At 66.3% G+C, this 15,231-nt stretch carries 16 protein-coding genes; 13 read left to right on the top strand and 3 right to left on the bottom strand.

Annotated elements, in window-relative coordinates; genetic code table 11:
* The coding region (locus VF522_RS11310) for a hypothetical protein (RefSeq protein ID WP_330908366.1) at positions 1-201 on the top strand (201 nt) is incomplete at its 5' end.
* A gap of 102 nt (positions 202-303) precedes the next feature.
* Here VF522_RS11310 and VF522_RS11315 read toward each other — a convergent pair.
* Positions 304-1,320: an IS110 family transposase gene (locus VF522_RS11315; RefSeq protein WP_330908367.1), complete on the bottom strand. Its 1,017-nt coding sequence runs from the start codon at positions 1,318-1,320 to the stop codon at positions 304-306.
* Between the two features lie 660 nt (positions 1,321-1,980).
* On the opposite strand from VF522_RS11315, the gene VF522_RS11320 reads away from it, so the two are divergent.
* From VF522_RS11320 to VF522_RS11370, 11 genes are all read left to right on the top strand, one after another.
* Positions 1,981-2,595 (top strand): YkgJ family cysteine cluster protein, encoded by a 615-nt coding sequence (locus VF522_RS11320; RefSeq protein ID WP_330908368.1) that lies wholly within the window; start codon positions 1,981-1,983, stop codon positions 2,593-2,595.
* Between the two features lie 109 nt (positions 2,596-2,704).
* Complete coding sequence (locus VF522_RS11325) at positions 2,705-3,715, top strand: nucleoside 2-deoxyribosyltransferase (RefSeq protein ID WP_330908369.1); 1,011 nt, start codon at positions 2,705-2,707, stop codon at positions 3,713-3,715.
* A 333-nt stretch (positions 3,716-4,048) separates the two neighbouring features.
* Positions 4,049-4,198: a hypothetical protein gene (locus VF522_RS11330; RefSeq protein ID WP_330908370.1), complete on the top strand. Its 150-nt coding sequence runs from the start codon at positions 4,049-4,051 to the stop codon at positions 4,196-4,198.
* A gap of 1 nt (position 4,199) precedes the next feature.
* Positions 4,200-4,475, top strand: a complete 276-nt coding sequence (locus VF522_RS11335) for a helix-turn-helix domain-containing protein (RefSeq protein WP_414709502.1) — start codon at positions 4,200-4,202, stop codon at positions 4,473-4,475.
* Positions 4,476-4,586: 111 nt separating this feature from the next.
* A complete protein-coding gene (locus VF522_RS11340; protein ID WP_330908372.1) occupies positions 4,587-4,886 on the top strand; it encodes a hypothetical protein in 300 nt (99 codons plus the stop codon).
* 614 nt (positions 4,887-5,500) lie between these two features.
* A complete protein-coding gene (locus VF522_RS11345; protein ID WP_330908373.1) occupies positions 5,501-5,971 on the top strand; it encodes a DUF2867 domain-containing protein in 471 nt (156 codons plus the stop codon).
* 245 nt (positions 5,972-6,216) lie between these two features.
* Positions 6,217-7,251 carry an alpha/beta hydrolase gene (locus VF522_RS11350; protein WP_330908374.1) on the top strand — a complete coding sequence of 345 codons (1,035 nt, stop codon included), beginning with the start codon at positions 6,217-6,219 and terminating at the stop codon, positions 7,249-7,251.
* Between the two features lie 55 nt (positions 7,252-7,306).
* Positions 7,307-10,027, top strand: a complete 2,721-nt coding sequence (locus tag VF522_RS11355; RefSeq protein ID WP_330908375.1) for a response regulator — start codon at positions 7,307-7,309, stop codon at positions 10,025-10,027.
* A 136-nt stretch (positions 10,028-10,163) separates the two neighbouring features.
* Positions 10,164-10,751, top strand: a complete 588-nt coding sequence (locus tag VF522_RS11360) for a hypothetical protein (RefSeq protein WP_330908376.1) — start codon at positions 10,164-10,166, stop codon at positions 10,749-10,751.
* 344 nt (positions 10,752-11,095) lie between these two features.
* Entirely contained in the window at positions 11,096-11,365 is a 270-nt protein-coding gene (locus VF522_RS11365; protein WP_330908377.1) for a hypothetical protein, read from the top strand.
* Positions 11,366-11,452: 87 nt separating this feature from the next.
* The gene (locus VF522_RS11370; RefSeq protein WP_330908378.1) at positions 11,453-12,340 is read left to right on the top strand and encodes a DMT family transporter; all 888 of its coding nucleotides are present in this window, start codon (positions 11,453-11,455) and stop codon (positions 12,338-12,340) included.
* Positions 12,341-12,474: 134 nt separating this feature from the next.
* Here the strand turns inward: VF522_RS11370 and VF522_RS11375 are convergent, their stop codons facing one another.
* Both VF522_RS11375 and VF522_RS11380 read right to left on the bottom strand, forming a co-directional pair.
* Positions 12,475-13,395, bottom strand: a complete 921-nt coding sequence (locus VF522_RS11375; RefSeq protein ID WP_330908379.1) for an SMP-30/gluconolactonase/LRE family protein — start codon at positions 13,393-13,395, stop codon at positions 12,475-12,477.
* 12 nt (positions 13,396-13,407) lie between these two features.
* A complete protein-coding gene (locus VF522_RS11380; protein ID WP_330908380.1) occupies positions 13,408-14,382 on the bottom strand; it encodes a tripartite tricarboxylate transporter substrate binding protein in 975 nt (324 codons plus the stop codon).
* 80 nt (positions 14,383-14,462) lie between these two features.
* Here VF522_RS11380 and VF522_RS11385 point away from each other — a divergent pair, with 80 nt between their 5' ends.
* Positions 14,463-15,218, top strand: a complete 756-nt coding sequence (locus VF522_RS11385) for an IclR family transcriptional regulator (RefSeq protein ID WP_330908381.1) — start codon at positions 14,463-14,465, stop codon at positions 15,216-15,218.
* Positions 15,219-15,231: the final 13 nt, after the last annotated feature.

Here is a 15,231-nt window from a genome sequence, read left to right on the forward strand (position 1 = left end):
CTTTACTACAAGGGCTTCCCTTCCTGTCAAGCAAATAGCGGCCCTGGTCGCGACACGGCGACCGGTGGGATCACCTTCTCAACGCGGGCAGCGTGCAGACACTCTGGCGAAGGTTGCGGACAGCAAAACTACAAACGGTCATTGATGCAGCTGGTGCTGCAGACCCGAATGAAAGACGCGCGCGAGGACCTCGATCGTTAGCCGAAGACTGCGGGCTTCCTAAAGATGAACAGGAACTCCCCGCGCAGGTCCAACCTTCAAACCATTCACGCTTGCATCACGCAGTGGTGGCTGCCGACGAACTCAGGCCGGCAGCTTGAAACTCTCGCCTCGGTTCAAGACGGCCCAGCACATTCGTGCGTTCTTGGCGGCGATCGCAACGACCGTCTTCCAGTAACCGGCGCGTTTCTCGAGGGCCATGGCCCAGGTGCTGACGGGATCGCTCTTGCCCTTGGCTGCGGCCAGCACCGAACGCGCGCCCAGGATCAACAACGTTCGAAGATATGGGTCTCCGGCCTTGGTAATGCGCCCAAGCCGCTGCTTGCCGCCGGAGCTGTACTGTCCTGGGACCAGCCCAAGCCAAGCAGCCAGCTGGCGGCCGCAGCGGAATTCCTGGCCGCGACCGATCATCGCCACCAGCGCCGTGGCGGTGGCCGGACCGACGCCTGGCAACTGCATCAGCTGTTTGACTGCGGTGCTCTCGTGTGCAATCACCTGGATGTGATGGTCGTACTGCGCGACACGGTCGTCCAGATGGTGCAGCTCACTCAGAAGGTCGTTGATGACGGTGTTGGCCCAGCCGGGAAGATCCTCCAGGTGATGCAACGCTTCGCGACGCACGGTGCTGGCCTTCAGCGGCAGCACGATGCCGAACTCGGACATGAAGCCGCGGATGCGGTTGATGGTGGCTGTGCGCTGCTGCACAAACGCCTGCCGCGCGCGGTGGACCACCAGCTCGCCTTGCTGGTCCACGCTCTTGACCGGCACAAACCGCATCTTGGGCCGGGTGACCGCTTCGCAGATCGCGGCCGCGTCGGCCGCATCGTTCTTGCCACGCCTGCCGGACATCCGGTACGGGCTGACGAACTTTGGCGCCATCAGCCTGACGGTATGGCCCTGGGCCTCAAACAGCCTGGCCCAATGGTGGGCACCCGAACAGGCCTCCATGCCAATGAGGCACGGTGGAATCCCGGCGACCGCTTCCAGCAGCTTGGCTCGCGGCACGCACGGGCGCTGCAGCGCCGTATGAGCCGTCGCGTCCACACCATGCATGGCAAACACGTTCTTTGCCAAATCGATGCCCAACGTCACAATAGCCATGGACTTCCCCTTTCGAGCGCGTTGATGAGACTTCGACAATCCCATCGTGGCACTTTGTTGCCGGTCACCGCAAATGCGCGGTCGTCTCGGGACGGGGAAGTCCCTTTTATTCGTTAGGCCTCGGGGGGCAAACCTGTGGCAGCTGATCTCCGATCAGTGTTTACCCTCGGTAGTGCAAGGCCGCCCTTGAAGAGGGCGTGTGTTCGCCTCAGTTGGGACCACCCGGACCGAGCACTTTGTGTGGCGGGTGTCTCGCGCCGCGGCGACCCTGATCGTGAGGAATTCAGATGCGCATTGAAGTAGGATCTAGAGGTCTTAATGGCCGAAACGAGTCTTGGTACTTCGTTGAGATCGACGAAGATGGAAACGCGTTCTACGTTCATCGGTGGCACAACCTCCCGTACAGCGGACCAGTTGACGAAGGTGAGACCCGGATTCCGCTCGACGAGGCCGTGGGTGAACCCTTCTACCGAGAGGCGGTCCAGGCTGCTGCCTCGCGAACTGGCAAGGCGTAACTTAGGCTGCGGCCGCGAGGCCTAGCAGGTCACGACGCGGACACGCACCTGCAAGGCGCGGCAAGCCGTGCGCGGGAGCATACGCTGTCGGCGCCTTGCAGGTGCGTGCCGGTCAGGTCCGACGTTGGGCCGCAGGAGGGAGATCATGGCAACTCGGTTCTCACATCCGCAAGGGGAAGCGCAGTACGCATGGCTCAAGCCCATACTGGATGCTTTCTACATTAGCGATGCGCAGGTGGAAGAGCACTTGGGCAAGTTGGCCCGAAAAGGCGTTACCCCCGCGTGCCACAAGGGGTGTCACGCGTGCTGCCTCCGTCCGACCGTCCCATTCACTGAGCCTGAGCTCATGGCGATCTCTTGGTACGCGTCGGAGGTGCTTACCGGGGAAGCGCGGGCCACGGTGAAGCACCGTCTTCGGAACCACGATCAAACTCTCGAGTGCCCCTTCTTGGTCGATCGCGCATGTTCGATCTATCCCGTGCGGCCTCTCATTTGTCGTCAGTTCTTGGTCAAAGGCGAGCCGTGCGGGGTGGATGAAGACATTACCGACACGCGCCTTGACGACGTGATACCGCTTCCTCGCGATACGGTGATTCGACCGGTCGCTATGAGGCTCATGGACCATTACAAGTTCAAGAGTGCTACCGCGAAAAGGAAGGCGTTTGAAGCCGGATTCATTGCACAGAACGCCCGTGAGATGCACGAGTACGAGTGGAATACCATCGCAGACACCATGGACCACTTTGACAATGCGGCCTAACAGGTCGGTGGACTCGGACACGTTGCGGCAAGGGGCCGCCCGGCGCCGTTGGATATCGTGCACCGTGCGGTCACCTCTGCGTTAGACAGCACAAGATAAGCTCTGAGGTATGCCAAGTCTCTTTTCGTTCCAGGACCATCCATTCACGGAGCCCGAACTGCTATGGCTGGAAACCGCGGCCAAGGAGAAGCCGTTTGACGCGCGCGGGGCGCGGGCTCGCCTGCATGGACGGGTACCTAGCGATTTCAGGCCCCAGGACATCGACAGTCGGTTCTACAACGAGGATCGGCTGACGCTCTTGGGTGTTCGCCGGTTTCGACCCGATGATGAGGTTTTCAAAGTCGTCGAGGATGTCACTTCGGCCTTGAAATCGAAGATCCTCTCCGATCCCCGAATCGACCGTCTATCAATCAAAGACATTGCCGAAGTTACGGGCCATTCAGAAGATAGGACTCGCACCGCCGTGAAGCTTCTCTCGGATCACGGTTCGTTCTTCTCCGGCGTGACCACTGGCAGCCGAGGAGAGATCGACGGCATTTCGTTTGACGGTCCCAGAGGCTACGACGGCATCCTAGCGTTCGAGGGCATCGACGCGCTCCTTCAGGAATGGTACGAAGTTAGGCGACGGTCTTCGTTCGACTTCCCACGAGGCGCAGTGGAGTTCAACGACATGTTCAAAACGAGCTCGCCGGAGAAGCCGCAGCCTACGTCCTCGAAGCGCGATACGGCGTTCGTAATCATGCCTATAGATCCGTCGAAGCCAGAGCTCGAAGATGTGCTCGGCGCGATCAAAGAGGTCTGCAGTTCCTTTGGAGTTAGAGCCTATCGCGCAGACGAAATTGAGCATCAGGATCGGATAACGAATGTGATCCTGAATGAGATCAGAGACTGTGACGTTCTGATTGCCGACCTCAGTCATGAAAGACCGAACGTTTACTACGAGATAGGCTTCGCACACGCGCTGAACAAGAAACCTGTTCTTTATCGGCGCCAGGCAACACGGCTGCACTTTGACCTCTCCGTCCACAATGTTCCAGAGTACAGGAACATCACCGAGCTTCGGGAGATGTTGCGGCGGCGTCTCGAAGCAGTCTTGGGACGAGCGCCCGGTGCTGTCTAACAGGTCGGTCGACTCGGACACGTTGCGGCAAGGGGCCGCACGGCGCCGTCGGAAATCATGCACCGCGCGGCCCCTTGCCGCAACGTGCCGGTCACCTCTACGTTAAACCTCAGGAGGCAGGCTCGCGGCAGAGCTTGCACTTCGCTACGGCAATGCCGTACAATGCGTCATGCGCACGGTCGCTGAGACGCCAGTCTTCATTCGCTACGCCGCCGAAGTCTGGACGGACGCCGAACGCCAGGAGTTCTTTCCTCCATCGCCGCGAACCCTCTTGCTGGAGACCTGATACGTGGCAGCGGAGGGTGCAGGAAGGTTCGCTGGTCCCGAGGAGGCATGGGAAAGCGAGGCGGCGCTCGGGTCATCTACTTTTTGACCGAGGAAGAAACGATCTGGTTGCTTATCGTGTACACCAAGGCGAAGTTCGACAACCTGCCGACGTCGTTTCTCGCCGAAATGAAGAAGGGAGTCGAAGATGTCGACTGAGATGGACAAGTTCCAGAAGGACCTTCTGGAGTCGGTGAAGCAGATGCGTCGAGGCAAAGCGGCGCGTGTGACTGAAGTGAAGCTTCCTGAAGCTGCCGAAGCCCGCGCGAGCGTCGGAATGTCGCAGCAAGAATTCGCCCGCCTACTGGGTGTCTCTGCGCGTACCCTGCAAGACTGGGAGCAGGGGCGCCGTGAGCCTACTGGGGCAGCCAAAACTCTTCTGAGGGTTGCGGCAAAACATCCCAGGGTCTTGCGTGGCCTGCAGCCTGAGGCTTAACAGGTCGGTCGACGCGGAGACGTTGCGGCAAGGCGCCGCGACGCGCCGTTAGATATCCTGCACCTCGCGGCCCCTCGCCGCAACGTGCCGGTCAACTTCACGTTAGATGGCATGAAGCCCGCCGTTCTTTTCGCAGCGATCCTAATCAGTATCCCTGCCCTGTGCCAAGCGCAAGAACTTCCTCGGGAAGTACATGCCTTTATCTCGGAACGCACGATCTGCGAGCACTTCCTGGGCGAGATCGATGGGAGCAACTCGCCAGAAGGTGCTGAAAGACGGAGGTTCGTTTCGGACAGCATCGAGAAGCATTGCGCTGGGACTGACAAGCGGCTGGCGGCGCTTAGGCTCCGCTATCGGGGCAATGAGGCCGTACTGAGGGCGCTGGGCGCCTTTGAGGAACGTATCGAATGAGCCGCGGAGACATGCCATCCAACAGGTCGGTCGACTCGCCGCAACGTGCCGGTCATCTTTACTGAGGCTGCAATGGGAACCGCTTCGTCCTTGTTCGCATTCATGGTGCTCACTGGCGCAGTGGGCGTCACACACGCGAGTGGAGTTTCCGGCTCCTGGGAATACCGTGGACCGGCAAGCTCTGGACTTTGGCTGAAGACATTGCAAGACGGCGGTGATGTTCGTTTTCAGTTGGAAATCGCTCGAGGTGCTCCTTCCTACAACACAGGATGGATTGAAGGCATCTTTACCCTGGAAGGAAGCGGGGGCAGATTCCGCGGGCCGGATGGAACATGCGAATTTTCATTCCAGTTTCTCGGTTCGTCCGTTCGGATCACCCCGGTGGAAGGGAAGGACGACTGCGGGTTTGGATACAACGTCCGTGCCGAAGGGACCCTCCTGCTCAAGAGCCGGAAAAGACCTCGGTTCTCAAATCGAGATCCAAGGTCCGGCTCATGAAGCAGCGGCCTCACAGGTTGGTCGAGACGGACGCGGAGAGAACGCGACGGAGCCGGATGCGTGTGCGACGGTTGCCGCTTCCTCCGGAGTCGGCGATTGCCAAGGCTTACGCATCGGTGAATCTCGCCGACGCTTACTCGATCGAGCTTCCCACCGGAGCATCGACCAATCCCGAATTGTTGGCGAGGTTCATCTTCGCCCATCAGGCGCCCTGGATCGGCCGTCTCATGACGGCTCGAGACGCGCTCGTCGCCAGTTTCGGTCTCAAGACAGCCAAGCATCTCGCATCGGCGGGTGAGGAGAGCGGAGCGGGCCGACTCGGCATCTTCAGGATCTACAGCACAAGTTCAACTGAAGTTGTTCTTGGAGAAGACGACAAGCACCTGGACTTCAGGCTCTCTGTTCTGTGTTCCGGTCGGTCGTCGCCGGGAGCTCCACGTCACTTGACCCTGTCGACCGTTGTCCATTGCCACAATCGCCTAGGTCGCCTCTATATTTTTCTCATTGCCCCGTTTCATCGCTTGGTCGTTCAGTCCAGTCTGCGTAGTGCCGCACGGATCGGCTGGCCGTCGACGACGGAGGCGTAAGCCAGATTCCGAGTCATCATGCGCGGCCAGCTGGGGGCTGACATGTCCATCGACACGGACGGTCTCGCGGCGGGCTGCGCCCGCCTACGGCCCGCCGGTCATTTCCGACGGTCGCGAAACAGTTGCCGGACAACGTCCAGCCATTGCCTGCAGGACGCCAGGCCACCCCCCAGGGTTCTCCCGATGATTCCTGCGCCCGGCAGGAATAGCCTGCACTCCCCAATACCAATCTCCAGGAGACAGCCATGGGTGGACTTCGAGGGGCCCTGCCCCGCAACGGTGGGGCCGCGCCCACTTCGCGCCGCGGCTTCCTGGCCGCGGCGGGCGCCGCAACCCTGGCGACCGCGGCGGACGCGCAGACGGCCGCCATCCCCGGCACCGAGCACTGGACCACCAAGCGCGCGGACGACCGCGACGTGCGCCTGTTCCTCTGGCGGCGCAACGCGGCATCGCCGGGACCGCGCCGCGGCACCATCCTGTTCGTGCACGGCTCCTCGGTGTCCTCCACGCCGGTGTTCGACCTCGAGATCCCCGGCCGGCCCGAGGCGTCCACCATGCAGTGGTTCGCGCGCAAGGGCTTCGACACCTGGTGCTTCGACTGCGAAGGCTACGGCCGCTCCGACAAGTCGCGGCCGGTGAACGCCGACGTCTCGTGCGGCGCCGACGACCTGGCCGCGGTGAGCGAATACGTGATCCGGGCCACCGGCGCGCCCAAGCTGATGCTGTACGGCTCCTCGTCCGGCGCGCTGCGGGCGGCGCTGTTCGCGCAGCGCCATCCGGAACGCGTGCAGCGGCTCGCGCTCGACGCGATGGTGTACACCGGCGAAGGCAGCCCCACGCTGGCCGAGCGGCGCAAGCGGCTCGCCGCCTACCGCGCCAACCACCGCCGGCCCCTCGACCGCGACATGATCCGCAGCATCTTCACGCGCGACCATCCGGGCACCAGCGACCTCACCTTCGTGGAAGCGTTCGCCGATGCCGTGCTCGCGCTGAACGACTCGGTGCCGACCGGAACCTATGTGGACATGTCGGCCAACCTGCCCGTGTGCGATCCCGAGAAGATCCTGGTGCCCACGATGGTGATGCGCGGCCAGTACGACGGCATCGCCAGCTTCCGCGACCTCATGAACTTCTTCGAGAAGCTGCCGAATCCCGACAAGCAGTTCATCGTGATGCCCGGCATCGCCCACACCAGCACGCGATCGAAGAACTTCGCGATCGCCAACCACGTGATCGAACAGTTCTTCGGGCAGCCGGCGCCGGTGTACACGGGGGCCTGACGTAAGCTGGAAGGCCTAGGCCCGGCGCGCCTGCCGTCCGCCCTACACTCTGCGGATGTTCCGCGGCGCGCCCGTCCTGGCCTTCCTCTTCCTGCTGCTCACGGCCAGCCTCGGCGCTACCGCCGCCGCCAAGCAACCGCTCGCCGTCCAGGGCCGCCTCCAGCTCGACGCCCTGCCCCAGCAGCCGCTGGCCCTGCAGGGCGAATGGGCCTTCGCCTGGAACCGCTTCGTCGACCCCGCCTGGACCGCCCTGCCCGCGCAGGCCTTCGCGCCCGTTCCCTCCAGCTGGAACGACGTCACCGCCGACGGCAAGCCGCCCGGCGAGAACGGCTCGGGCACCTACCTGCTGCAGGTGAACTGTCCCGCCGGCCAGTCGATGGCCATCGAAGCCGTCGGCCAGCGCACCGCCTCGCGCCTGTTCATCAACGGCACCCTGGTCGCGCAGCACGGCGAACCCGGCCCGACGGCCGCCGCGTCCTGGGCGGCCGTCCACAACCGCATCCCGATCACGCGCGAGTTCGCCTGCCCGCTGCGCCTCACGCTGCACGTCTCCAACTTCGACCACCGCGCCGGCGGCTTCGTGCGGCCGATCATGGCGGGGCCGGCCGACGCGCTGGAGCGCGCGCGCGAGTCGCGCATCGTGCATGCCACGGGGCTGCTGTCCGCCTACCTGCTCACCGGCCTGGTCGCGCTGATCTTCTTCGCGGTGCGCCGGCGCGAGCGCGTGCCGCTGGTGTTCGGCCTGTTCTGCCTGGCGATGGGGCTGTACACCGACCTGATCAACGAGCGGCTGTTCCTGCGCTGGCTGCCGCCGCAGGTGGGCTGGTTCGGCTACATGCGCGCCGAGTACCTGTCGTGGGTCACCGCCATGGGCCTGTTCTTCATGACGCTGCGCGGCCTGTTCCCGCAGGAGATCACGCGGCGCGCGGTGCAGGTGGTCGTCGGGGTCCTGGCGCTGGCCGCGGTGGCGATCCTCGTGCTGCCGCCGGCCGTGTACTCCTACGTGGCGCAGCCGGGCCAGGCGATCGCGGTGGCCGTGGCGCTGTACGTCGCCGCCGCGATGATCCGCGCCAGCCGCCATGCGCCCGAGGATGCGGGCGTGCTGCTGGCCGGCATGCTGGCGATCGTCGTGACGTCGGCGGTGGACCTGCTGCTGATCGATGCGCCCGGGCCCGACCGCAAGTTCGGGCCGGTGGGTTTCGCCTTTTTCCTGCTGTCGCCGGCGGTAGTGATCGCGCGGCGCCTGAGCCACGCGCTCAACGCCGAGGAGCGCGCCCGCACGCTGGAAGAGAACGCGCGGCTGCGCGAGGACGTCGAGCGCATGTCGCGCCACGACCTGAAGACGCCGCTGAACAGCATCCTCGGCGCCACCCGCCTGCTGCGCGACGACGCCAAGCTCAACACCGACCAGCGCGAGCTGGTGGGCGTTCTGCAGCGCGCCTCCATGCGCATGCTGGAGATGGTGAACCTGTCGCTGGGCCTGTTCCGCATGGAGACCGGCACCTACGACTTCCGCCCGCAGGCCGTGAACCTGCACGACGTGATCACGCGCGTGCTGCTGGACCTGCATTCCTACGCCGAATCGAACGGCACCACGGTGCACCTGCGCGGCTCCGGCCACACGCCCGTCTACGTGCGCGCGGAGGAGCTCCTGTGCTACTCGATCATCGCCAACGTGGTGAAGAACGCGATCGAGGCCGCGGGGCCCGGCGGCATGGTGACGCTGGCGATCGCGCGCGACGACCCGGTGCAGCTGTCGGTGCACAACGCGGGCGAGGTGCCGCCGGCCATCGCCGAGCGCTTCTTCGAGAAATACGTGACCGCGGGCAAGAGCGGCGGCACGGGCCTCGGCACCTACTCCGCGCGCCTGATGGCGCGCACGCAGCGCGGCGAGCTCGCGCTGCGCACCAGCGCCGCCGAAGGCACCACGCTGCTGCTGACGCTGCCCGCGCTGCGCGGCGCGGCGCCCACGCCGCAGCCCGTGCTCGCCTCGGTGGACCGCTGGGCGCAATGGCTGCAGGAGCTGCCCGCGCGCGACGTGCTGCTGGTGGACGACGACGAATACACGCGGCTCATCACGCGCCGTCTGCTGCCGAATCCGCCGTTCACGGTGGACACGGCGGCCAACGGCCAGTCGGCGAGCGAGGCGATGATGCGCCGCTGGCCGCACCACCTGATCGTGGACATGGAGATGCCGGTGCAGGACGGCGTGACGACGGTGCGCTGGGTGCGCAAGTACGAGGCCGCGCACGGCCTGCCGCGCTGCGGCATCGTGATGGTGTCCGGCAACGACGACGACGCGTCGGCGAAGCACGCGCGCGAAGCGGGCGCGGACCGATTCCTCGTCAAGCCGGTGAGCCGCGAGCAGTTGCTGGCCGCGCTGCACGCGCTGGAAACCGGCGGCGGCGACACGGAGTCGGAAGCGCGGGATTCCGTGTACGCGGCGCTCGCCGCTCCGGCGGCGAATGGAACGGCCGACGAAGACAAGATCCTGGTCGTCGACCCGGAATGGATGGCGGTGTTCCCCGGCTTCCTGCGCGCCCAGCGCGACACGGTGGAAGCGATGGGCCGCGCGCTGGCGGCCGGCGACCGCGAGGACGTGCAGTTCCTCGCGCACCGGGCCTTCGGCGGCCTCGCCAGCATGGGCCTGGACTGGGCGTCGCGCCACAGCCGCCGCATCGAGCGCAATGCCTTGCAGTCGCCGGCGGAGGACCTGCAGCGGCTGATCGAGCAGCTGCGGGAGCACCTGCGGCGGGTGCGGATCGAACCGGCGTAGGCATCCGCGCCACGCCGGCGGGGGTCGGAGACCGTGTAATTTGTCACGGCCCCGCTGGAGGCGAGCCCGGCGGACGGGGGCTTTGACAACCTTCCCTTTACATTGGCCCGGCATTCCTCCAACAAGGGCGACGTCGATGGGATCGATCATCAGCTGGGTCCGTGCCACGGGCGGGTGGGTTCGTTCCCCCTATGGCGACCTGCCCACGCTGCGCGTCGACGACACCCCCGTGCACCAGACGTGGCTGATCCTCGCGGGCGGCCTCGGCCTGATCCTCTCGCGCGCCTCGCGCGGGGAACTGGAATCGCGCTTCGCCGCCGCGCGCCAGGTCTACGCCATCATCTATTCGCGCCTGAACAAGCGCCGCCTGCCCAAGCCCGAACCCACGCTGCTGCGCGACGCGCTGCAGGAGATCGCCAACCTCGCCGATCCCATGACCCGGGAAGCGGGCCGCGAATGCCTCGCGCGCTGCGTCGAACGCGTCGCCGCGAAGGGCCGCGGGACCGGCGACGCGCCGTCCACCAGCGCGGCCTCGCTCACGTCGTCGCAAGTCACGCCCACCTTGTCGACGCAGTCCGCCTCCACGCAAGCCGCGACGCTCCTGCCGCCGCCGCCCCCGGATCACCAGGTCACGCAGCTGGACCTGGACCTGCTGTTCGAGCGCTCCAACAAGCTGCGCGGCACCGTCGCGTTCGCCCGCTCGACCATCAACGGCGCGGATTGACCTTTCGGTTTTCCTCCCTCTCCCTCCGGGAGAGGGCTGGGGTGAGGGCACTGCGGCGCTGGTACCTCCACCGCGATGTCGCCCCACCATCACGCGCCCGACTTTCGTCACCAAGTTGCAAGCAAGTGCCTCCCAAACGATCACCGTCTTGGGAGCGAGCACCGGCGCGGCTTCGCGCGGACCTCCACAGGCTTGTGCACAGTCTTTTCCACGCGCGCTGTGGGAAGTCCGGGCGCGCCGATGTGCTAGCGCGTGAGGCTCGTCCGACGGCCGGAACTCCGCCATTCCTGCGCACACCGCCGCGGTGGCGCGGGAAGCTGGACCTGAACCACCAGGGGACCGCCATGCCCAAGGACACCACGGCCATTCCGGCGCCGGACACCGCACCGGACAAGGACAAACGCGACTCGCCCGCGCTCGGCGACCATCCGGCGCCGCACGCCGGCCGCACCGGCGTGGCGGGCGCGCGTGCCGAGCGGCCCGCCGAAGGCAGGCGCAACGGCGAGGTGCCCGCCATCGGGCGCGGCGCCAAGGCGCCGTCGGCGAAGGAGGAGAAGGGCGAGGCGAAGCGCGACGACGACCTGCCGAAGCCGGTGCGTGATTCGACGACCTAATACCTTGTCATTGCGGGCTTGACCCGCAATCCATGGGTCCCGGGTCGAGCCCGGGACGACAAGATTGGCGGATGTGACAATCCCTGCGTGCACGGCCGCCACTTCCTCCAGCTCGTCTTCCTCTCCGCCGTCTGGGGCGCATCGTTTCCGCTGATCCGCCTCGCGTCGCCGGCCTTCGGTCCCCTCACCATGGCGTGCCTGCGCTGCGCGCTGGCAGCGGTGGTGCTCTCCGTCATGATGCGTGCGACGCGCCAGGCCTGGCCGGCACGCGCGCATTGGCGTTCGCTCACGGTCCTTGCGCTGCTCACGCTGGTCGCGCCCTTCGTGTTGTTCAACGCGGCGGGCCTCGTGCTGCCGGCCGGCTATTCCGCGGTGCTGAATGCGACGGCGCCGCTGTTCGGCGTGGTGGCCGGCGCGCTCGCCGGTGAAGAACGGCTCACCGCGCGCAGGCTGGCCGGTTGCGCGGTGGGCCTCGCGGGTGTGGCGCTGCTGGTGCGATTGGGCCCGGTCACGCCCGACTGGCCCGTTCTCCTCGGCGTGCTCGCCTGCGTGACGGCATCGGCCAGCTACGGCTTCGGCGCGATCCTCATGAAGCGCGCGACGCTGGCGCACCACCCGCTGCCCGCCTCCGCCGCGGTGCACATCCTCGGGGCGCTGGTGCTGCTGCTGCCCGGTGCGGCGATGGCGCCCGCGGTGCATCTGCGCACCGATGCCGTCATCGCGCTGCTGGTGCTCGGCACCATCACCTCCGGCTTCATGTACCTGATCAGCATGCGGCTGATGCGCGAGATCCCGGCGAGCGCGGCCACCTCGTCGGCCTTCATGATCCCGATGTTCGGCGTCACCTGGGGCGGCCTGTTCCTGGGCGAGCCGTTCACGCCCGGCATGGTGCCGGGCGTGGCGCTGGTGCTCGTGGCGTGCGCGCTGGTGACGGGCTTCAATCCGTTCCGGCTGCTGGCACGCACGACGTCGTAATCTTTGTAGGGTGGGCAAGCTCGCTTGCCCACCGTCGGCTCATGGTGGGCAAGCAGAGCTTGCGCACCCTACGGTTTGAACGTCCTGCGGTGGAGTGCTCCGCACGCGCACGACCTCGAGGCTAGCGCGCTGAATCACGCCCGCCCCTTCGCCAGCGCCAGTCCGGCCGCGTCCATGCGCGTGCGCAGCACGGTGCCGTGCGTCGAATCGGTCACGTACAGCGTCTTGCGGTCGGCGCCGCCGAAAGCGAGATTCGTGAGCGAAGCGCCACGCTTGCCGGTCAGCACCAGCTCCGGCTCGGCGAAACGATCGAGAACCCACACGTAGCCCAGTCCCGGGTTGGCCACGAGCAGGCGGCCTCGTTCGTCCACCGCCAGGCCGTCGGGACCGCTCGGGCCGTACGACGTGAAGAACTGGCCGACCTTGGACACGCTGCCGTCCGGCAGCAGCGGCACGCGCCAGACGCAGTTGCCGCGCGTGGCGGCGAGGTACAGCACATGGCCGTCCGGCGAGAGGGCCACGCCGTTCGGGCTGGGCACGTTGTGCACCAGCAGGTCGAGCTGCCCGTTGGGCCGCAGGCGGTACAGGCGACCGGTCGGGTCGTGCATGCCGCTCTGGCCCTGGTCGGTGAAGTACAGATTGCCCACGGCGTCGAACACCAGGTCGTTCACGCCCTTGAAGCGCTCGCTGTTGCGCCGCTCCAGGAAAGGCGTGACGCGGCCCGTCGCCACGTCCAGCTGCATCAGCCCGTTCTTGTAGTCGGTGATGAGGAGCCGGCCGGGCGCGAGGAACTTCATCCCGTTGGGTTCGCCGTCGTATTCGGCGACCAGCGACCACACCCCTTGCGGATCGATCCGGAAGATGCGGCCCCACGGGATGTCGGTCACATAGAGGTTGCCGTCGTCGTCGAAGACCGGTCCTTCTAGGAAGGAATCGGTGATCGCGCCGCCGCGGTTGGCGTCGGCCCAGGCGCTGCGCTCGCGGCGCCGGAAAGCCTCGGGCATGCTCGTGAACGGCTCCAGTTCACGCATCTGGGGGGATTGCAGCAGCAGCATGTGCGCGCCTGCTCAATCGAGCTTGATCTGCCCCTTGCGCACCACCTCGCCCCACTTGGCGTCTTCTTTCCTGAGGTAGGTGGTGAATTCGGCGGGAGTCGAGCCGATCGGTTGCGCGCCGACGTCGATGAAGCGCTGCTTCACTTCGTCGTCATTCAGCACTTCCACCAGCGCCTTGTGCAGCTTCGCCACCACCGGCTCGGGCGTGCCCGCCGGCAGGAACATGCCGTTCCACTCGTAAGCCTCGAAGCCCGGGATCACCGTCTCGGCCACCGTCGGCACGTTGGGCAGGCGGTCGGAACGCCTGGGCGCGGACACGGCCAGCGCGCGCAGCTTGCCCGAGGTCACCAGCTGCGACGTCGCCGCGACGGTGCCGAACATGAACTCCACCTGGCCGCCCATGACGTCGGTGATGGCCGGGCCGCCGCTCTTGTACGGCACGTGCACCATGTCCAGGTTCAGCTTCTGGCGCAACATCTCCGCGGCCAGGCGCTGCACCGTGCCGCTGCCGCCGGAGGCGAAGTTGATCTTGCCGGGCTGCGCCTTGGCCTTCGCGACGAGCTCCTGCACCGTCTTGAACGGCGAGTCGGCGCGCACGATCATCACGTTCGGGGCGAGCGACACCAGCGACAGCGGCTGCAGCGCGTTGGCTGCGTACGGCATCCTGGGGAACAGGTGCGGGTTGATCGAGTACGGCGTCGCGTCGTAGAGCACCGTGTAGCCGTCGGCCGGCGCCTTGGCCACGAAGCTCTCGCCGATCGTGCCGCTCGCGCCCGCCTTGTTGTCGACGATGACGGTGCCGCCGAGCCTGGTCGACAGCTTCGCGGCGATCATGCGCGCGAGTGCATCGGCCGCGCCGCCCGGCGAATAGGGAACGACGATGGTGACGGGGCGGTCCGGATAGGCCGCGTGGGCGGCCGTGGCCGCGAGGACGGCGCCGGCGACGAGCGCGCGGGCGAAATTCTTGAGGTGCTTGGGCAGGGTCATGGGTGTCTCCAGAGCGGGCAACTGTAGGCCCGTGTTGCACGCCATACAATTCCGTTTCGCACAGTGGACCATGGATCGATATGCGCAACGCGACCACGAAGCAGGGCGTCGCCGCGGCGACGGGCGTGATCGCCGTCACGCGGGCGCTGTCGCTGATGGAGGCCTTCCAGGTCGGCGAGTCCTCCCTGAGCCTGGCCGAACTGAGCCGGCGCGCCGGCATGCACAAGACCACCGCGTTGCGGCTCGCGCGCACGCTCGCCCTGTCGCACTACATGGTGCAGACCGATGACGGCCTGTGGCGCCTGGGCCCCGCGGCCGGCTGGCTGGGCGCGCGTTACCAGGCGGGCTTCGACGTGAACAACGTGGTCGAGCCCGCGCTGCACCAGCTGGTGAAGGAGACCGGCGAAAGCGCCTCCTTCTACGTGCGCGAGGGCGACATCCGCTCGTGCGTCGCGCGCGTGGAAGGCCCGCAGTCCGTGCGGCACAACGTGCGCATCGGCGAGCGGCTGCCCTTGAACCGCGGCGCGCCCGGACGCGTGATCCTGGCGTTCAGCAGCGCCGCGGGCGAGCCCTACGAAGCCATCCGCAAGCGCGGCTTCCACATCTCGCTCGGCGAGCGGGAGGCGGAGGTCGCCAGCGTGGCCGCGCCGGTGTTCGGGCTGAACTGGCGGCTGCTCGGGTCGATGTGCATCTCGGGCCCCAGCTCGCGCCTGACCAAGACGCGGCTGGAAAAGCATGCGAAGCACGTGATCCGCGCGGCGAACCAGTTGTCCTATGCGCTGGCCGGCAGCCGGTCGGCGGCGACACCGGCAGCAGTCTCGCGGTGGCATCCGTGAGGGCGGGAATGGT

Origin of the sequence: Ramlibacter sp. (assembly GCF_036383835.1) — a bacterium.
In the GTDB taxonomy this organism is placed as follows: Bacteria; Pseudomonadota; Gammaproteobacteria; order Burkholderiales; family Burkholderiaceae_C; genus Ramlibacter.